Annotated in this window: 13 protein-coding genes; 2 read left to right on the top strand and 11 right to left on the bottom strand. The window is 72.0% G+C overall.

Annotated features, from left to right (window positions below):
* Nucleotides 1-5: 5 nt before the first annotated feature.
* From BLV24_RS02395 to BLV24_RS02360, 8 genes are all read right to left on the bottom strand, one after another.
* The gene (locus tag BLV24_RS02395) at nt 6-923 is read right to left on the bottom strand and encodes an LpxI family protein (protein WP_245710337.1); all 918 of its coding nucleotides are present in this window, start codon (nt 921-923) and stop codon (nt 6-8) included.
* Between the two features lie 58 nt (nt 924-981).
* Nucleotides 982-1,794, bottom strand: a complete 813-nt coding sequence (lpxA, locus tag BLV24_RS02390; RefSeq protein WP_092679530.1) for an acyl-ACP--UDP-N-acetylglucosamine O-acyltransferase — start codon at nt 1,792-1,794, stop codon at nt 982-984.
* A gap of 2 nt (nt 1,795-1,796) precedes the next feature.
* Nucleotides 1,797-2,321, bottom strand: coding sequence for a 3-hydroxyacyl-ACP dehydratase FabZ (gene fabZ / locus BLV24_RS02385; RefSeq protein ID WP_092679529.1), 525 nt, complete (start codon nt 2,319-2,321; stop codon nt 1,797-1,799).
* 152 nt (nt 2,322-2,473) lie between these two features.
* On the bottom strand, nt 2,474-3,217 hold the full coding sequence (locus tag BLV24_RS02380; RefSeq protein WP_092679528.1) for an OmpH/Skp family outer membrane protein: 744 nt from the start codon (nt 3,215-3,217) through the stop codon (nt 2,474-2,476).
* 2 nt (nt 3,218-3,219) lie between these two features.
* Nucleotides 3,220-5,766 (bottom strand): outer membrane protein assembly factor BamA, encoded by a 2,547-nt coding sequence (gene bamA / locus BLV24_RS02375; protein ID WP_143040189.1) that lies wholly within the window; start codon nt 5,764-5,766, stop codon nt 3,220-3,222.
* Nucleotides 5,767-6,151: 385 nt separating this feature from the next.
* Nucleotides 6,152-8,686, bottom strand: coding sequence for a sensor histidine kinase (locus BLV24_RS02370; RefSeq protein ID WP_092679526.1), 2,535 nt, complete (start codon nt 8,684-8,686; stop codon nt 6,152-6,154).
* Nucleotides 8,687-8,892: 206 nt separating this feature from the next.
* Nucleotides 8,893-9,681 (bottom strand): SDR family NAD(P)-dependent oxidoreductase, encoded by a 789-nt coding sequence (locus BLV24_RS02365; protein ID WP_092679525.1) that lies wholly within the window; start codon nt 9,679-9,681, stop codon nt 8,893-8,895.
* Nucleotides 9,678-10,337: a TetR/AcrR family transcriptional regulator gene (locus BLV24_RS02360; protein WP_092679524.1), complete on the bottom strand. Its 660-nt coding sequence runs from the start codon at nt 10,335-10,337 to the stop codon at nt 9,678-9,680. Before BLV24_RS02360 ends, BLV24_RS02365 begins: the two co-directional genes overlap by 4 nt.
* 306 nt (nt 10,338-10,643) lie before the next feature.
* Here BLV24_RS02360 and BLV24_RS02355 point away from each other — a divergent pair, with 306 nt between their 5' ends.
* Both BLV24_RS02355 and BLV24_RS02350 read left to right on the top strand, forming a co-directional pair.
* Nucleotides 10,644-11,534, top strand: a complete 891-nt coding sequence (locus BLV24_RS02355; protein WP_176954595.1) for an alpha/beta fold hydrolase — start codon at nt 10,644-10,646, stop codon at nt 11,532-11,534.
* 292 nt (nt 11,535-11,826) lie between these two features.
* Nucleotides 11,827-12,309: a hypothetical protein gene (locus BLV24_RS02350; RefSeq protein ID WP_092679522.1), complete on the top strand. Its 483-nt coding sequence runs from the start codon at nt 11,827-11,829 to the stop codon at nt 12,307-12,309.
* 148 nt (nt 12,310-12,457) lie between these two features.
* On the opposite strand, the gene BLV24_RS02345 is transcribed toward BLV24_RS02350, so the two are convergent.
* From BLV24_RS02345 to BLV24_RS02335, 3 genes are all read right to left on the bottom strand, one after another.
* Nucleotides 12,458-13,288 carry a sulfite exporter TauE/SafE family protein gene (locus tag BLV24_RS02345; RefSeq protein ID WP_092679521.1) on the bottom strand — a complete coding sequence of 277 codons (831 nt, stop codon included), beginning with the start codon at nt 13,286-13,288 and terminating at the stop codon, nt 12,458-12,460.
* 243 nt (nt 13,289-13,531) lie between these two features.
* The gene (locus BLV24_RS02340; RefSeq protein ID WP_092679520.1) at nt 13,532-14,392 is read right to left on the bottom strand and encodes an amidohydrolase family protein; all 861 of its coding nucleotides are present in this window, start codon (nt 14,390-14,392) and stop codon (nt 13,532-13,534) included.
* Nucleotides 14,389-15,597 carry an NADH:flavin oxidoreductase/NADH oxidase gene (locus BLV24_RS02335; RefSeq protein ID WP_092679519.1) on the bottom strand — a complete coding sequence of 403 codons (1,209 nt, stop codon included), beginning with the start codon at nt 15,595-15,597 and terminating at the stop codon, nt 14,389-14,391. The genes BLV24_RS02340 and BLV24_RS02335 overlap by 4 nt, the downstream gene beginning before the upstream one ends.
* Between the last annotated feature and the right edge of the window lie 169 nt (nt 15,598-15,766).

The raw sequence follows: 15,766 nt of genomic DNA, 5'->3' as shown, positions 1-15,766 counted from the left end.
GAAGCTCAGGCGGATGGCGCTTCCGTGGGGGGCGGGGCCGGCGCCGCGGCGTCGGGATCGAGCGGGGCCTCGGCCGCCGAGGGGCGGCCCCAGAGGAACAGGCCCGCCTCATCGGCGGCGCGCACGGTCTCCTCCCGGCCCAGCACCAGCACCGCGCCGGCCTCGACGCAGATCCCGGCGAGCCCGGCGAGCGCCGCGCGGCGCACCGTCTCCGGCCCGATGGCGGGCAGGTCCATGCGCCAGTCCTGACCCGGCTTGGGGCCCTTCAGCAGCACGCCCCCGGCATCGCCGTGGCGCAGCCCCTCGGGCAGACGCGCGACTTCCTCCAGCAGCGCGTCGGTGCCGGCGATGGCCTCCACGCCCAGGCAGATCCCGTCGCAGACCACCGCCGCCTGCCCCACGTCCACCGCGCCCATGGCGGCGACGATGGCGGCGGCGCGGGCCGCGTCCTCCCGGTCCTGGTCGGAGGGCTGGACGGCGCCGAACACGCCCTCGGGCGCCAGCATCCCCTCCAGCAGGTCCTGTGCGGCGACCATCCGGTAGCCCTCGCTCTCGAAGATCGAGGCGAAGCCGCGCAGCATGGCGTCGTCGCCCTTCTTGAGCAGCGCCAGCGCCTTCACCGCAAGCCCCAGCGCCTTCAGGTCGAAGCGCAGCGGGTCGAGCCGCGGCCGCGTCATGCCGCCCGCGAAGCAGACCCTGTCGCAGCCCCTGGCCTTCATCGCCTTGAACAGGCGCCCCGGTTTTTCGAAGGGCAGGTCGAGCACGTCCATGCCATCGGCCCAGGGCGCGTGCACGCCCTCGAAGCGCACCACCAGCAGGGGCAGGCCCTGGCGGCGGCGGTCCTCGGCGATCAGCCTCGGCAGATCGCCGGACCCCGCCACAAGCGCCAGCGCGCCGCTCTCGACCAGCATTCCGTCCGTCATCGCATGTCCCGTAACCTGTCGAGGGCCCGCCGAAGGGCCCGCCGCCCGCCCCGTCGCGTCACTTGCCGCGACGGGTGACGAACTGCCGGGCGCTGTCGGCGAGCATGAAGCGCACCACTTCGGCCACCAGCGGCTGATCCGGCCAGCGCTCGGAGGCCTCGCGGGCGCGGATCACCACCGAGCCCTCGGCCGCCTCGTCGAAAATGAAATCCACCGCCGCGCGCAGGGCGGAGATGTGTTCGCGCGGGAACTTGGCGCGGCGCAGGCCCACCAGGTTCAGTCCCGCCAGATGCGCCCGGTCCCCGGTGACGGAGCCGAAGGGGATCACGTCCCGCTCCACCCCGGTCAGGCCGCCGATCATGGCGCCGCGGCCGATGCGGCTGTGCTGATGGACCGCCGCGTTGCCGCCGATGATCGCCCGATCCTCGACGATGACATGGCCGCCCAGGGGCGCGTTGTTGGCCACGATCACGCCGTTCCCGACGATGCAGTCATGGCCCACATGCGACGACGCCATGAACAGGCAGCCGTCGCCGACCCGGGTGACCCCGCCGCCGCCCTCGGTGCCCGGGTTCATGGTCACATGCTCGCGGATCATGTTGCGGGCCCCGATTTCCAGCCGGCTTTCCTCGCCGGTGAACTTCAGGTCCTGCGGCTGGGCGCCGAGCGAGGCGAAGGGCCAGACCCGCGTGCCTTCCCCGATCGAGGTCGCGCCGGTGACGGCGACATGGGACAGAAGCTCCGCCCCCGCACCGATGGAGACCTGCGCCCCCACCAGGCACCAGGGGCCGATGCGGGCGCCGGCGCCGATCTCGGCCCCGTCCTCCACGATGGCGGCGGGGTGGACGATGGCCGAGGGGTCGATGCTCATGTTCAGGCGCCTTTGCGGGACTTGTGGTCGGGCATGACGATCATGGCCGAGAAATCGGCCTCGGCGCACATCTTGTCGCCGACCCAGGCCTCGCCCCAGAATTTCCAGATCTTGCCGTGGCCGCGCAGGATCTTCACCCGAAGCTCCATCTGGTCGCCGGGGACCACGCGCTGACGGAAGCGGCACTTGTCGAGGGTCATGAAGTAGACGAGCAGATTCTCGCCCTCCATCCCCAGCGTGTCGACCACCAGCACGGCGGCGGTCTGGGCCATGGCCTCGACGATCAGGACGCCGGGCATGATCGGCTCGCCCGGGAAATGCCCGGTGAACTGCGGCTCGTTCATGGTGACGTTCTTGATGCCGACGCAGGCGTCGCCCTTCACCATCCGTTCCACCCGATCGACGAGCAGGAACGGGTAGCGATGCGGGATCATGCGCTGGATACGCGCGATGTCGGCGGAGCCGTAAACGGTCTCGGCGGTCGGCGCGACGTCGGCGGGCGCCGCGTCGGAAGAGGTCTCAGTCATGTCGGCCCCTGCTGGCGGTGTCGGCGCATCTGATTGCAGGAGCCCGCGCCAAGGTCAAGCCAAGGCCCCCCTGCGCAGCGTCACGTGAGCCCGGAATGGGGCGAATATGCCTCCGAAACCGGGGGGAAACCGCCGCGGCGTTAATTTCGCGTTCAGTTTCGCGCAAGGTCGGCGGGCGGGTCGAAGCGCACTTCGCCCATCTCCCGGTCATAGCGCGCGATGGCCTGCTGGGTGACGTCGAGCCCCGGATCGGCCACCGCGACCGCCGCGCTGTCGAGGATGACCAGCGCGCCGGCGTCGCGGCGAAGCTCCTCCAGCACCCGCGGCAGGGCGGAGGCGAGGGCGGCCCGCGCCTCCTGCACGAAGCGCACGAGGATGGCGCCGCGTTCCTGCGCGTCGCGCCGCTCCTCCTTCACCCGGCGGTCGAAGATCCGGGCGCGCTCGTCGAATTCGGCGGGGTCCATGGTCTGCTTGAGCTCGGTGAGCGCCTGTTCCTCGGCCTCCAGCTCGGCCTTCACCTCGTCCAGTTCGCTCTGCACCCGGGCGCGCACGTCGCGCTCGGTATCGCGCAGGGCCTGGGCGGCGACGGAGTTCTCCACCACAGCGGTCCGGTTGACGATCAGCACGGCGGCGCGCGGCAGCTCGGCGGAGGCTTCGGCGGGTCCCGGCCCCGACCCCGAGCCCGGCCCCGAACCCGACCCCGGCGTGGTCGGCGCAGGGCTTGGCGCGGGGGCGGGGCCGGGGGAGATTTCGATCGCCCCCGCGCCGCCGCCGCCGTCCTCGTCGCCCGCGGTCTGGCCCGAGGACGGACCCGCCGCGCCCAGCGCCAGCGCCAGCGCGAGGACCGGCGCGACGCGCCCCGCGCCCCCGCTCCGGCCCCGCGCGCCGGCCGCCATGCTCAGAACCGCCCGCCGATGGTGAAGCGGAAATATTCGCGGGCGTCGTAGTCCTCCCGCACCACCGGCAGCGCGAAGTTGAAGCGCAGCGGGCCGAACGGACTGTCGATGAACAGCGACGCGCCGATGGACGCGCGGATGATGGCGCTGTCGTCGATGGTCACGTCCGGGCGGTTGAACTTGTCCGAATAGGTGGTCTGGTCGAGCCCCCAGACCGTGCCGACATCGGCGAACAGGCCGCCATAGATCCCGAACTCGTCCGGCAGCCCCAGCGGGAAGCTGACATTGGTGCGCAGCATCGCGTAATACTGCCCGCCCAGCGCATCGTCACGCTGCACGTCGATGCGGTTCGCCGGGGTCACCAGGTTGCCGTCGGAATCCCGCTCCCGCACCGAGATGACCGAGACGTCGCGCGGACCGATGCCGTCCCGGGCGAAGCCGCGGAAATCGTCGCCGCCCATGTAGAAACGGTCGGAGACGCGCAGATCGTCCCCGAAGGAGAACATGGCGCCGCCCTCGATCTCGGCCGAGGCCACGAGCTGATCGTCGAGGAAGCCCTGCCAGACTTTCGCCGAGGCCACGGAACGTGTGTAGGCGGTGTCGCCGCCCAGGCCCGCCAGCTCCTGATCGAAGCCCACCCGGTAGCCGCGGGTCGGTTCGAGCACGTCGTTGCGGCGGTCCAGCGTCCACACCGCGCCGATCGAGGAGGTCAGCGCCGAGCCCTCGTCCTCGAAGATCGCGGGCGAGGCGTAGCGGGTCACGTCGCGGATCTCGTCGGAGCTGATGCGGTATTTCAGGCGCAGCCGCTGGTCGTCGGCCACCGGGAACTCCAGGTAGGGCCGGAAGCCGATATTGGTCTCCTGGTAGGAGCTCTCGTCGGTGCGGTCGATCTGCACGTAGCCGATGTTGAAGCCGGCGGCGAGATCGCGGTCGAGCAGCGCGGGCTCCTCGAAGTTGAACTGCACCGCCTGCTCGTCGCCGGCCACCTGCACGGAGGCCTGCACGAACTGGCCGCGGCCGAGGAAGTTCTGCTCGGTGATCGAGATGTCGCCGCCGGGGCCGTCGGAGGACGAGAAGCCCAGGCCCAGCGAGATCGAGCCGGTCAGCTTCTCCTCGACCTCGACCTTGACCACGGCGCGGTCGTCGGCGCCGCCGCGCTCGGTGCGCACGTCGACCTGGCCGAAGAAGCCCAGCGCCCGCAGGCGGGACCGCGCGGCCTCGATTTCGAGCGCGTTGTAGGCGTCGCCCTCGGCCACGTGGAACTCGCGGCGCAGGACCCGGTCGACGGTGCGCGAATTGCCCACGATCTCGATGCGCTCGATGTAGACGCGGGGACCTTCGGAGGCCTCCAGCGTCACGTCGATGGTGCGCGTCTCCTCGTTCTTGTCGGCCCGGGGGCGCACGTCGAGGAACACGTAGCCGCGCTGGCCAAGCTCGAAGATCAGGTTCTCGATGGCGGTGTCGACCTCGGAGATCGAATAGGCCTCGCCCTCCTCCATCTCGAAGACCGCGCGCAGCGGCTCGGGGTCGATGCCGGGGATGCGGATGTCGATGTCGAGCTTGCCGAACTCGTAGACCTCGCCTTCGTCCACGGTGAAGGTCAGCAGGAAGTCCTCGCGGTCGTCGGCGAGCTCGGCGACGGCGGAGAGCACCCGGAAATCGGCGTAGCCCCGGTCCAGGTAGTGCCGGCGCAGCAGCTCCTTGTCGTATTCCAGCCGGTCGGGGTCGTAGGTGCCGGTGGAGTAGAGGAAGGCCAGCAGGCCGTTCTCCTTGGTGCCGATGGCGCTGCGCAGGCGACGGTCGGAGAAGGCGCGGTTGCCCACGAAGGCGATGGAGCGGATGCCGGTGGGCTGGCCCTCGTCGATCTCGAAGACCAGGTCGACGCGGTTGTTGTCGCGCTCGATGATCACCGGCTCGACGGTGGCGCCGTAGCGGCCGGAGCGGCGGTAGAGTTCGAGCAGGGTCTGGGCGTCGCGGTCGGCCTTGGCGCGCGAGAAGGCGGAGCGGGACGTGGAGCGGATCGAGCCGCGCAGCGTCTCGTCCTTGACCTCCTCGTTGCCCTCGAAGGCGACGAGGTTGATGTAGGCGGCTTCCCTGACCTGCACGAGCAGCCCGCTGCCGAGCGGGGAGATCGTGACGTCCTCGAACAGGCCGGTGTCGAGCAGGCGGCGGAGCGAGGCGTTGATGTCGGCGGCGGTGGCGGGCTCGCCCTCGACGACGGTCATGTAGGCCTTGATGGTGGCGTCGTCGACGCGGCGGGCGCCTTCGACGAGGATGCTGTCGACGCGGCCGATCACCGGCGCGTCCTGGGCGGCGGCCGGGGTCGGGGCGAGCGCGGCGACCAGCGCCGGGCCGGCGAGGGCCGCGACCAGCAGGACGGCGAGCAGGCGCGCGACGCAGGCCGCGCGGCGGACGACGCCCGCGCCGGCGAGGGCGAGACCGCGCGTCCGGGCCCCTGCCCCGGCCCCCGAGGGGGCTGCGCGCCGCGCGCCCGCCATGGGCTCCGGCCGATCTCCGGTCCGGATATCGGGGGTGGTTGCTGCCGCCATGGTCGTGGTCTCCGCTCGGTCCTCGGGGGGCGCGCCCCCTGTTCGACCCGGACGGCGCGACGCCGGGGGCCGGAGGCTCCCTTTTGATCGGATTCGGAGACCGGGTCAAAGGGCGCGGGGGTCGCGTCTGCGCGCGCGGGGCGGTCTTGAGCGCGCGTCCAGTCGCGCGCCTGCCGGTCGCGCGGGCGCGGGCGGCCTGGCGAGGACGCGAAGCGGACCGGTCCGGGCCTGCGGAGAGGAGGCGCCGCGTCCACCCGCGCGCGCATTGAGAGGCGGCGCCCGCGGCGCCATCGCGCGGCGGCGCTCACGGCGACGTGTCCGGGCTTCGGCGGCGCGCGCAGGTTCGCGGGGGATCCTGTGCAATCCGGCGGAGCTTTCCTTTTCGTCAGCGACCGATGGCCGCGCGGGGGGGCTCCGCGGCATCCGCCGCCGGTTCCGCGGGGGTCGAGCGACCCAGGCCCGGGGCGGCGGACCCGGAAGCCGCGGGCGCGTCCTCCGGCGCGCGCTGCGGGGGATCGGGCGGCGAGGGTTCGGGCGGCGAGGGTTCGGATGGGGCCGCGGCCGTCAGCGCGGCGCGCTCCGCCAGGTCGTCCCCCAGCTCGGGCTGGAACCGGCCGCTTTCGGCCAGTTCGAACCAGAAGGTGGCGCTTTCCCCCGGCGGGCTGTCGAAACCGATCCGGCCCTGATGCGCCTCCACGATCGCCTTGGAGATGTGCAGGCCGAGGCCGCTGCCGCCGCGACGGGCGGAATCGGCGTTGTCGCTTTGCGAGAACTTGCCGAAGATGCGGTCGCGGAACCCCTCCGGCACGCCCTCGCCGGCATCGGTCACCGAGATCCGCCAGCCGCCCCCGATCCGCCGGGCCGAGACCCGGATCGCGGCGCCCTCCGGCGTGACCTTCACGGCGTTGGAGAGCAGGTTGGCCAGCACCTGCAGGATGCGATCCCGGTCGGCGCGCACCAGCGCGCCGGGATCGGGCCGCGTCTCCAGCGTCACCGATACGCCGCGGGCCTCGGCCATCGGGCGGTTCTCGGCCACCGCGCTCTCCACCAGGTCGCTCAGCGGTTCCAGCGAGAAGGCGTATTGCATGCGGCCCGAACTGATCCGGTCGAGGTCGAGGATGTCGTTGACCAGCCGCACCAGCCGGTCCGAGTTCTTGCGGGCCAGCGCCAGCATGTCCTCCCAGGCCGGCGGCCCCTTGCCCAGCGCGCCGGAGCCGACCAGGTCCAGCGAGCCCTTGATGGCGGTCAGGGGCGTGCGCAGCTCATGACTGACGGTGGAGACGAAGTCGCGCTGCATGCGCTCCACCCGCTTCTTGTCGCTCAGGTCCACGATGATGCCGGTGAAGGCGTGCTGGCCGTCGCGCACCTGTTCGGACACCGCGAGTTCGATCGGAAACACCTCCCCGTTGCGGCGCAGGGCGGTTTCCTCGCGCGGGATGCAGATCATCCGCCGCTCCCCGGTCCGGAAGTAGCGGGCGAGGTAGCCGGCATGGGCCTCCCGGTCGGGCGTGGGCATGAGGATGTTGATATTGCGGCCGATCAGCTCGCCTTCCTCGTAGCCGAACATCTCCAGCGCCGCGGTGTTGGCGCTTTCGATCCGGCCCTCGGCATCCATGGAGATGATGCCGTTGATGGCGCTGTCCATGATGGCGCGCAGCTTGGCCTCACGCTCCGTCAGGCGGGTTTCGCGGTCGCGCACGGCGTCGGCGAGATGGCGCAGGGCGCGGTTGAGGCGCGCGACCTCCTCGATCCGGGGATCGGGCCAGTCGATGGATTCGGCCGGCGCGCCCTCCGCCAGCCGGTCCGCCGCGACGGCGAGCTGGCCCATGGTGCGCGACAGCGTGCGCGACAGCATGAAGGCCGCCCCCGCCCCCAGCAGGATCAGCACGAACCCTCCCGCCATGGCCAGCACCTGCGGGCGATAGCGCCAGATGCCGTGGAACAGCTCCGCCCGCGGGGTCAGCATCACCGCCACCAGCCGACGACCGGGGTTCGACGGGTTCAGCGCCACCGACGCGGCGTGCACCATGGAATCGCCCTTCTCGAACGTCAGCACTTCGCCCGTCTCGGCCGGCGTCCCGGCCTGAGTCCCGGACGCTTCGAAGAGCGGCTCGAGCTGAGGGAAATCCTTGCGGGCGTCGCGCTCCGCCGCTCGCAGCAGGTCGAGGGCGTGGCCCTCGTCCGGGCGCAGGAGGTAGAGGCCTTTCTCATTGGTCAGGTGCAAGCGCGCGCCCTTCGGAGCGACGCGGGTGATGCGCGACATCAACAGTTCGGCGTCGACATTGATCACCAGCAGGCCGATGCGCCGGCCGTATCGATCATCCACCGGCGTCGCGGCCCGCAGGGTCAGCTGGAAGGGAACCTGGACCTTGCCGTTCTCGACGTTGAGGTCGATGTCGGACATGTAGACGTCGCCCTCCGAGCGGCGCATGCCCTGGGTGAAATAGTAGCGATCGGCCTTGTTCTGGAGCGCGTCGACGGCGACCCGTCTCGGCGCCTGGCCGTCCTTCCCGCCCCGACGTTCGACTCGCACCAGCTCATCGCCGTTGACGGCGATGTAGCGGATCTGGGTGACGTCCCGGTTGGTCACCATGTAGCTTTCGAAGATCGCGGCGAGCCGTCGTCGCCACTGTTCGGGCGTCGAGCCGTCGGATCCCTTGCCGCCTGCGCCCGCAATGGCCGCGGGCAGGCCCAGGACCGGCGGGGTCCGTCCCAGCGCCAGGGCCTGGCGGCGCAGCCCCTCGAGCCGTCCCGCGAAGGAGGACAGCGCGCTCGACAGCTCCACCTGCGCGCTGCGCATCTGGCCTTCGCGCAAGGCCGAGGACATCCCGATGAAAAGCAGCACGCCGACCACCGCCGAGGTGAAGATCACCAGCAGGGTCGAAAGCGCCGCGAGGCGCGATATATCGCTGCGATTCATGCTCAGGACCTCCGCTCGTCATCCTGACGAAACCTCCGCCATCGGGGCGGAGACGCGATCGGGCTTCGCCGACCGGCGCAGAGTGGGAGAGGCGTCCTAACAAATCGTGATCGCGGCGCGGCGCGGCGCGAAAATCGTAAACCAGACTCGCCGGCCCCGCCGAAGGCGCGCGCCTCCGGCGGGGCCGGGACCAGGGGCAGGGCGGCTCAGATCAGGCCGATCTCCCGGCGTCCCTCCTCGGATTTCAGCGAGAAGTCGCCGCCGTCATAGGCCGACGCCTCGGGCCCGCACAGCCAGGCCACCGCCCGTCCGGCCCATTCGGCGGGGATATGCGCCTCCCAGGCCAGCTGGCTGACCGGGTTGACCCCGGAGGCCCCGATCACCCGCTGCATCGAGGTCGCCACCGTTCCGGGGCTCAGGCCCACCACCCGCACCCCGCGCGGCCCGTATTCCAGATGCGCCGAACGGGTCAGCGACAGCGCCGCCGCCTTGGAGGCGCAATAGGCGCTCCATCCCTCCATCGCGGCGTAGGCCGCGCCCGACGAGATGTTGACCACCACGCCCCCGCCCTGCCCGGCCATCACCGGCAGCGCCGACCGCAGACCGAACCAGACCCCCTTGACGTTGACGTCGATGGCCTTGGACCAGGCGTCGGGGTCGGCCTCGGCGATGTCGGCGATGGGCTCGATCATGCCGGCGTTGTTCACGAGGATATCCAGCGATCCGAAGGCCGAGACGCAGAGCGCGCAGGCCGCCTCGACATCGGCGAGCCGGGAGACGTCGCAGGTCACCGCCTCGGCGCGGCCGCCCGCGTCGCGGATCTCGGCGGCGAGCGCCCCTATCTCGGCGGCGGAGCGGGCGGCGAGCACCACCGCCGCGCCTTCGGCGGCGAGCGCGCGCGCGGCGGCCTCGCCGATGCCGCGGCTGGCGCCGGTCACCAGGGCCGCCTTGCCCGCGAAGCGTCCGTCTCCGGGGGTCTGGGTCTGATCGGTCATCGGGCGTCGTCTCCTGCAGGGTCATCCAGTTGCGCCCGCCCGGTCTCGGTCAGCACGCCGGCGAGCGCGAAGCGCAGGTAACGTCGCATGATCTGGCGCGCATTCAACGGCCCATCACGTTTCATCCAGCGCGGGATCACGTCGAGGCAGGAAATCAGCATGCGCCCGAGCAGCCCGATATCCTCCTCCGCCACCAGCCCCTGGTCACGGCCGTCGCGCAGCGCCTGGCGAAGCACCGCTTCGAAGGCGTCGCGGGCCTCGATCACCGCGGGCTGGCTTTGCAGCCGCTCCAGCGTCCAGAACGTGTTGGACGAGGCGATCCACCCCATCGGGTCCTCGTCGATTCGCCCCGCGGCGGCGTCGAAAAAGGCGAGGATGCGGGCGAGCGGATCGTCCCCTGCGGCCGTCGTCGCCTCGGTCACGGCGGCGTTCAGCGCCTCCATCCGGGTCATCACCACGGCGCCGAAGATCTGCTCCTTGTCCGGGAAGTGATAGTAGAGCGCCGCCTTGGTCATTCCGGCCCGTTCGGCGATGTCGCGCAGCGAGGCGCCGTTGTAGCCCTTGGTCGCGAAGATGTCGGCGGCGATCGAGACGATCTCCTCCCGACGGACCACAGCCCGCTTGCGCACCCCCCTGCCTTCGGTCCGCCCGTTCATGTCGTTTTCGCTCCCCGCTTCCCGGCCGGCTTCGACCGACGCGCCGTGTCGGCGTGGCGGTTGGACCTGGCGCCCCGGCCTCTCTAACGATGAACAGGAGGCGTAGTCGAAAACAAGTCAGTCCTGCAACAATCCGCTGGCTGATCTTGTGATTGCGCCCCAATTAAGGCGTTGGCGCGCCGGTTGCGGGCGGTCTAGGGTCGATTCGCCCCAAAATAATTCGGAACACTTTGTATGTTGTCTCAGAATGATGCGCCCGCCGCGGCGCGGCCGTCCGATGCCCCGCGCCCCGGCGCCGCCCGGGCGTTGCGCGACGCGCTTGAGGCGCGGGCCCGCCGGATCGAGGCGCCTGGCGGGGTTCCCGGCGCGGTCTGGCGCGACTGGGCGGCGCCCGAGGGCGCGACGGGTCGGCCCCTGCTGATGCTGCATGGCGGCTCCGGGTCCTGGACCCACTGGATCGCCAATATCGACGCCCTGAACCAGACCCGGCGGGTCATCGCCATCGACCTCCCCGGCGCGGGCGAGAGCCCCGACCTCGCCCAACCGCAAACCGTGGCGGAGATCGCGTGGATCCTGCGCAAGGGCATGGCGGCGCTGGTTCCGCCGGACGGCCCCGAGCACGGGGCTGCGGACGGGGCTGCGGACGGGGCTGCGGACGGGGCCTATGACATGGTCGCCTTTTCCTTCGGCACGTCCTCGGCCGCGGCGCTGGCCATGGCGGAGCCCGCCGACCGCATCGGGCGGCTGGTGCTGGTGGGCCCGGCGCGCTTCGGCTCGGGGACCTCGATCCGCGACCGGCTGGAGAGCTGGCGGCGCGCCGACGGGCCGGACGCGCGCCTGGCCGCGCATCGCACGAACCTCGCCGCCCTGATGCTGCGCGACGCCGCGCTGATCGACGACGGGCTGGTGGAGATGCAGGCCGCCAACGCCGAGGCCTTCCGCCTGCGCATCCGCGCCATGGAGGACCTGCTCGGCGCGGACGAGACCCTCGCCCCCGGCCGCGGCCGCACGCGGCTGGGCGGGATCTGGGGCGAACACGACGCCATCGCCGCCCCGATGGACGAGAACCGGGCGATCATGGCCGCCCTCGATCCCTGCGCCCCGGTTCTGATGATCCCCGACGTGGGTCACTGGGTGATGTTTGAGGCGGCCGGGCGCTTCAACCGCGCCCTTGCGGAGATGCTGGACGCGGACTGACCGGCCCCCTGGGGACGGCCCCGGCCGACGGCGAAGGGCGGCGGCGAAGGGGGACGGGGACGGGGACGGGGACGGGGACGGGGACGGCGGAATGGGACCGAGGGCGGCGGCCGCGGCGCGCTGCTCCCCAATCTGCGGGGGCCTGCGCACGAGACCTCAAGGTTTCTTCAATCGCCGGCATTGGCGGTTACTTTGCGTAAGGGCCATGTTGGCCGGGTCGCGACGCCCCGCCCAACCGCTTCCCATTCCATCGCCCGCGCATAGGCCTGCGCCGGCGCCAAGGATCATCGCCATGACGTCCCACGCCGAAACCTCCGCCCCGCTCACCCCGCCCATCGACCGCGCGCTTTGGATCGCGGTGATCCTCGCCGGTCTCGCCGCCGACCTGTCCTGGGAGGTCTGGGCCCGCCTGATCACCCCGCTCTGGATCGGCGGCCCGCTGGAGCCCGCGGCCCTGGTGCAGTCGGTGTTCGGGCTCTCCAGCCGCTTCGCCGCCGAGATCATCCATTTCACGGTGGGCGTGGTGTTCTACCCGCTGGGCTGGCTGTTCGTCGCCCGGCCCATCGCCCGGACGATCACGCCCTTCCTGCCCTGGTGGGTCGTCGCCATCGGCTTCGGCGTCGGGCTCTGGGTGTTCGCGCTCTTCGTCATGGCGCATCTGATCGCCGGGCTGCCGGCCTTCCTGGGGTTCATTCCGCTGACCTGGGCGTCGCTGATCGGTCACGTGATCTTCGGCCTGGTCTGCGTCGGCGTGATCCGCTGGCGAGAGGTCTGAAACCGCGCCCGCCCGATCATGCGCCGCGGCGGGCCTCCGGGCCCCCGCTCCGCCGGGCGCCCGGTCGACACGCGCCGCGCGCGCATCGGCGCCGCCGGGCGCCCGGGTCGTCGCGGCGCCTCCGACCCTGGCCGGAGGCGCGCCGGGCTCAGCCCAGGGCCGACAGCAGCATCCGGGCGGCGGTGATCGCCAGGAAGATCGCGAACAGCCGCCGCAGCAGCGCCTGATCCACCTTGTGCGCCAGCTTCGCCCCCTGCGGCGCGAAGATCCACGTCGCCGGCACGATCAGCGCCACCGCCGGCAGGCTGACATAGCCCAGCGACAGCGGCGGCAGCCCCTCGACGCCCCAGCCCGCATAGATGAAGCCGAGCGTCCCCGGCACCGCGATCAGCAGCCCCAGCGCCGAGGCCGTGCCCACCGCCGTGCGCATCGGAATGCCGACCGAGCTCTGCACCGGCACCGCCAGCGTGCCCCCGCCGATCCCCATCATCGAGGAGAACAGCCCGATCACCCCGGCGATGGAGAAGTTGGCGGGCGCGCCGGTCGGCGGCGCCTCCGCCGCCTGGATCTGCCTGGGCATGAACATGTTGACCGCGACCAGCAGCGCCACCACGCCGAAGACCAGCCGCAGCGCGTCGCCGGAGACGAACTTGGCCAGCACGCCGCCGGCCAGCGCCCCGACGATGACGCCGGGCCCCCACAGCTTCAGCCGCGCCATGTCGACCGAGCCGCGCTTGCGGTGCGAGCGGGCCGAGGAGATCGAGGTGGGGATGATCGTGGCCAGCGACGTCGCCACCGCGAGATGCTGGGTCAGGCTGTCGGGCAGCGCCACGATCGCCAGCAGCCAGGACAGAACCGGCACGATGACGATGCCGCCGCCGACGCCCAGCAGCCCCGCCAGCACGCCCGCCACCACCCCGGTGCCCAGCAGCGCCAGCGCCAGACCGGCCCAGCCCAGCGCATCCATGCCCATATCCATGTCCGAAACCCTCTCGCCCAGCCGTTTTGCATCGCAACAGGCGGTTGGCGTGGCATGCCGCGCGGTTCCACGCAAGACCGCCCGGCGCCGCCTGCCGGAAAGCGGGCGCCGCGCGTCGCGTCCGCCAGGCCGCGCCGGAGCGCCCGCGGCGCGCGGAAACGGCGGTCCGGGCGGCCAGGCGCGCGGGCGAGACCGGAGCGCCGAGGATCGCGCCCCGGCGCCTCCTCTCCCCCGCCTGCGGGATCAGAACCCGTAGAGCGTCCGGGGGTTCTCCACCAGGATCCGCCGGCGGATCTCGGGGTCGCTCACCGTTTCGAACAGGCGCGCGACAAGGTCCGCCATCTCGGGGCGCGTCTCATCCGAGTGCCCCACATGCGGCCAGTCGGTGCCCCAGACCAGCCGCTCGGGCGCGGTCTCCACCAGGGCCGCCATGAAGGCCGCCGAATCCGCATAGGGCGGTCCGAGCGCCGTGTTGCGGTCCGACCCCGAGATCTTGCACCACCAGCGCCCGGTCTTCAGCAGATCCAGCATCGCCTGGAACCCGGCGTAGCCGACCCCCCTGGTCGCCGGCGTCCGCCCCTGATGGTCGATCACGAAATCCAGCGGCAGACGCATCAGCTCCGGCGCCAGGGCGACGATGTCCCCGCTCTCCGCCCAGATCTGCGCGTGCCAGCCCCGCTCCGCCAGCCGGGGCGCGAGCCGGGCGAGGTCCTCCAGACCCATCCCGCCCTGGTAGAGCCGCTTGCCGTCCAGCTGCATCATGTTGATGCGCACGCCCCTGAACCCGGCCTCCGTCATCTCGTCCAGGCGGGCGTCGGTCACCTCGTCCTCGAACACCGCCACCCCGCGCAGCCGGTCGGGATGCGCCTTGAGCGCGTCCAGCGTCACCTGCCCGTCGCGCCCGGCCGAGCGCGCATGCACGATCACGCCGCGCGCGATACCGAGCCCGTCCCACAGCGCCAGCAGCCGCTCCACCGGCGCGTCGGGGGATTTGTATTCGGAAATCGGGACTTCCGGGTATTTGTCGAACGGCCCGTAGATGTGGACATGGCAATCCGCCGTGCCTTCCGGGAAGACGTGGCCGGTTCCAGCGGCGCCGCTCATGCCCCCGCCTCCGCGTCCCGGCGGGTGGACGCGGCCTCGGCCGAGGCGTCCTCGCCCAGGCCCGGCGCCCAGGTCGAGGGCGGACAGCCCATCCCCCGCGCCGCCCGCGCGCCCAGCCAGAACCCCACCTGCGGAGCGACCATCCCGAACCCCGGATCCACGCCCAGCTTCTGCGCCGCGTCCATCGCCCAGCAGGGGTTGTTGAGGAACTCGCGCCCCACCGCCACCAGATCGGCCGAGCCCGCCTGCAGGATCGCCTCCGCCTGGTCGGCATGGATGATCAGGCCCACGGCCATGGTCATGATCTCCGCCCCCCGCCGCACCTGGTCGGCATAGGGCACCTGGAAGCCGTACTGGTTGAGCCGGTGGAAGTTCGGAACCTTCGCGTTCAACCCGCCGGTCGAACAGTCGATCACGTCCACTCCCAGCGGCTTCGCGGCGCGGGCGAGGCGGATATGCTCCGCCGGCCCCAGCCCCGCCTCGTCCTCGACCGAGAGCCGCATGAACAGCGGCTTGCCCGCCGGCCAGTGGGCGCGCACCGCCTCCACCACTTCGAGGATGAAGCGCATGCGGTTGGCCTCGGAGCCGCCGTAGTCGTCGGTCCGCCGGTTGGCTTCGGGGCTGAAGAAGGAATGCAGCAGATAGCCATGGGCCGCGTGGATCTCCAGCGCCTCGAACCCGGCCTCGTAGGCGCGCCGGGCGGCCTGGCCCCAGGCGTCGATGGCGTCCGGGATCTCCGCGCGCTCCAGCGCCCGCGGCGGCTCCCAGCCCGGTCCGTAGGAAAGCGCCGAGGGCCCGACCGGCTGCCAGGCGTCCCAGTCGGGAATGTCGGGGGTCCGGGTCAGCGGCTCGCGCCCCTCCCACGGGCGGCGCGCGCGGGCCTTGCGCCCGGAATGGCCGAGCTGGATGCCCGCCCGCGCCCCGTTGGCCTTGATGATCGCCGCGAGCCGCGCGAGCGGGGCGATATGGGCGTCCTCGGAGATGAAGAGATCCCCGAGCGTCCCGGCGCCGCGGCGCTCGACCTTGGTGGATTCGACGAAGACCAGCCCCGCGCCGCCTGCGGCGAGGCGGCCGTACTGCATCAGGTGCCAGTCCACGGGGAACCCGTTCTCGGCCACGTATTGCAGCATCGGGGGCGCCGCGATGCGGTTGCGCAGGGTCAGGTCGCGGAGCGCGAGCTCCGAGAACAGCTTGGGATCGGCCATGTCTTCCTCCCGTCGCCGGGTCGGCGCGCGGGCGGGGCCGCGCGGCTCGGCGCTCGTTGTCTGGGCGGGGCCCCGGCGTTCCGGGCGCCCGTTGGGAGAAGACTGGGCACGCGCGGCGGCGGGCCGTCAACGTCGCCGCTTGCCGGGCGGAGACGGCGGCGGGCCGTCC

This window comes from Albimonas donghaensis (assembly GCF_900106695.1).
GTDB classification, from domain to species: Bacteria; Pseudomonadota; Alphaproteobacteria; order Rhodobacterales; family Rhodobacteraceae; genus Albimonas; species Albimonas donghaensis.
Note: the sequence above shows the minus strand (reverse complement) of the source record. Positions and strands in the feature narration are given on the sequence as shown.

What these genes read in the sequence shown, in the direction of transcription:
- BLV24_RS02370 (WP_092679526.1), bottom strand. Translation starts at nt 8,686, where the DNA reads ATGAATCGCAGCGATATATCGCGCCTCGCGGCGCTTTCGACCCTGCTG.
- BLV24_RS02350 (WP_092679522.1), top strand. Translation starts at nt 11,827, where the DNA reads ATGACGTCCCACGCCGAAACCTCCGCCCCGCTCACCCCGCCCATCGAC.
- BLV24_RS02360 (WP_092679524.1), bottom strand. Translation starts at nt 10,337, where the DNA reads ATGAACGGGCGGACCGAAGGCAGGGGGGTGCGCAAGCGGGCTGTGGTC.
- BLV24_RS02395 (WP_245710337.1), bottom strand. Translation starts at nt 923, where the DNA reads ATGACGGACGGAATGCTGGTCGAGAGCGGCGCGCTGGCGCTTGTGGCG.
- BLV24_RS02345 (WP_092679521.1), bottom strand. Translation starts at nt 13,288, where the DNA reads ATGGATATGGGCATGGATGCGCTGGGCTGGGCCGGTCTGGCGCTGGCG.
- BLV24_RS02380 (WP_092679528.1), bottom strand. Translation starts at nt 3,217, where the DNA reads ATGGCGGCCGGCGCGCGGGGCCGGAGCGGGGGCGCGGGGCGCGTCGCG.
- bamA (WP_143040189.1), bottom strand. Translation starts at nt 5,766, where the DNA reads ATGGCGGCAGCAACCACCCCCGATATCCGGACCGGAGATCGGCCGGAG.
- lpxA (WP_092679530.1), bottom strand. Translation starts at nt 1,794, where the DNA reads ATGAGCATCGACCCCTCGGCCATCGTCCACCCCGCCGCCATCGTGGAG.
- BLV24_RS02340 (WP_092679520.1), bottom strand. Translation starts at nt 14,392, where the DNA reads ATGAGCGGCGCCGCTGGAACCGGCCACGTCTTCCCGGAAGGCACGGCG.
- BLV24_RS02335 (WP_092679519.1), bottom strand. Translation starts at nt 15,597, where the DNA reads ATGGCCGATCCCAAGCTGTTCTCGGAGCTCGCGCTCCGCGACCTGACC.
- fabZ (WP_092679529.1), bottom strand. Translation starts at nt 2,321, where the DNA reads ATGACTGAGACCTCTTCCGACGCGGCGCCCGCCGACGTCGCGCCGACC.
- BLV24_RS02365 (WP_092679525.1), bottom strand. Translation starts at nt 9,681, where the DNA reads ATGACCGATCAGACCCAGACCCCCGGAGACGGACGCTTCGCGGGCAAG.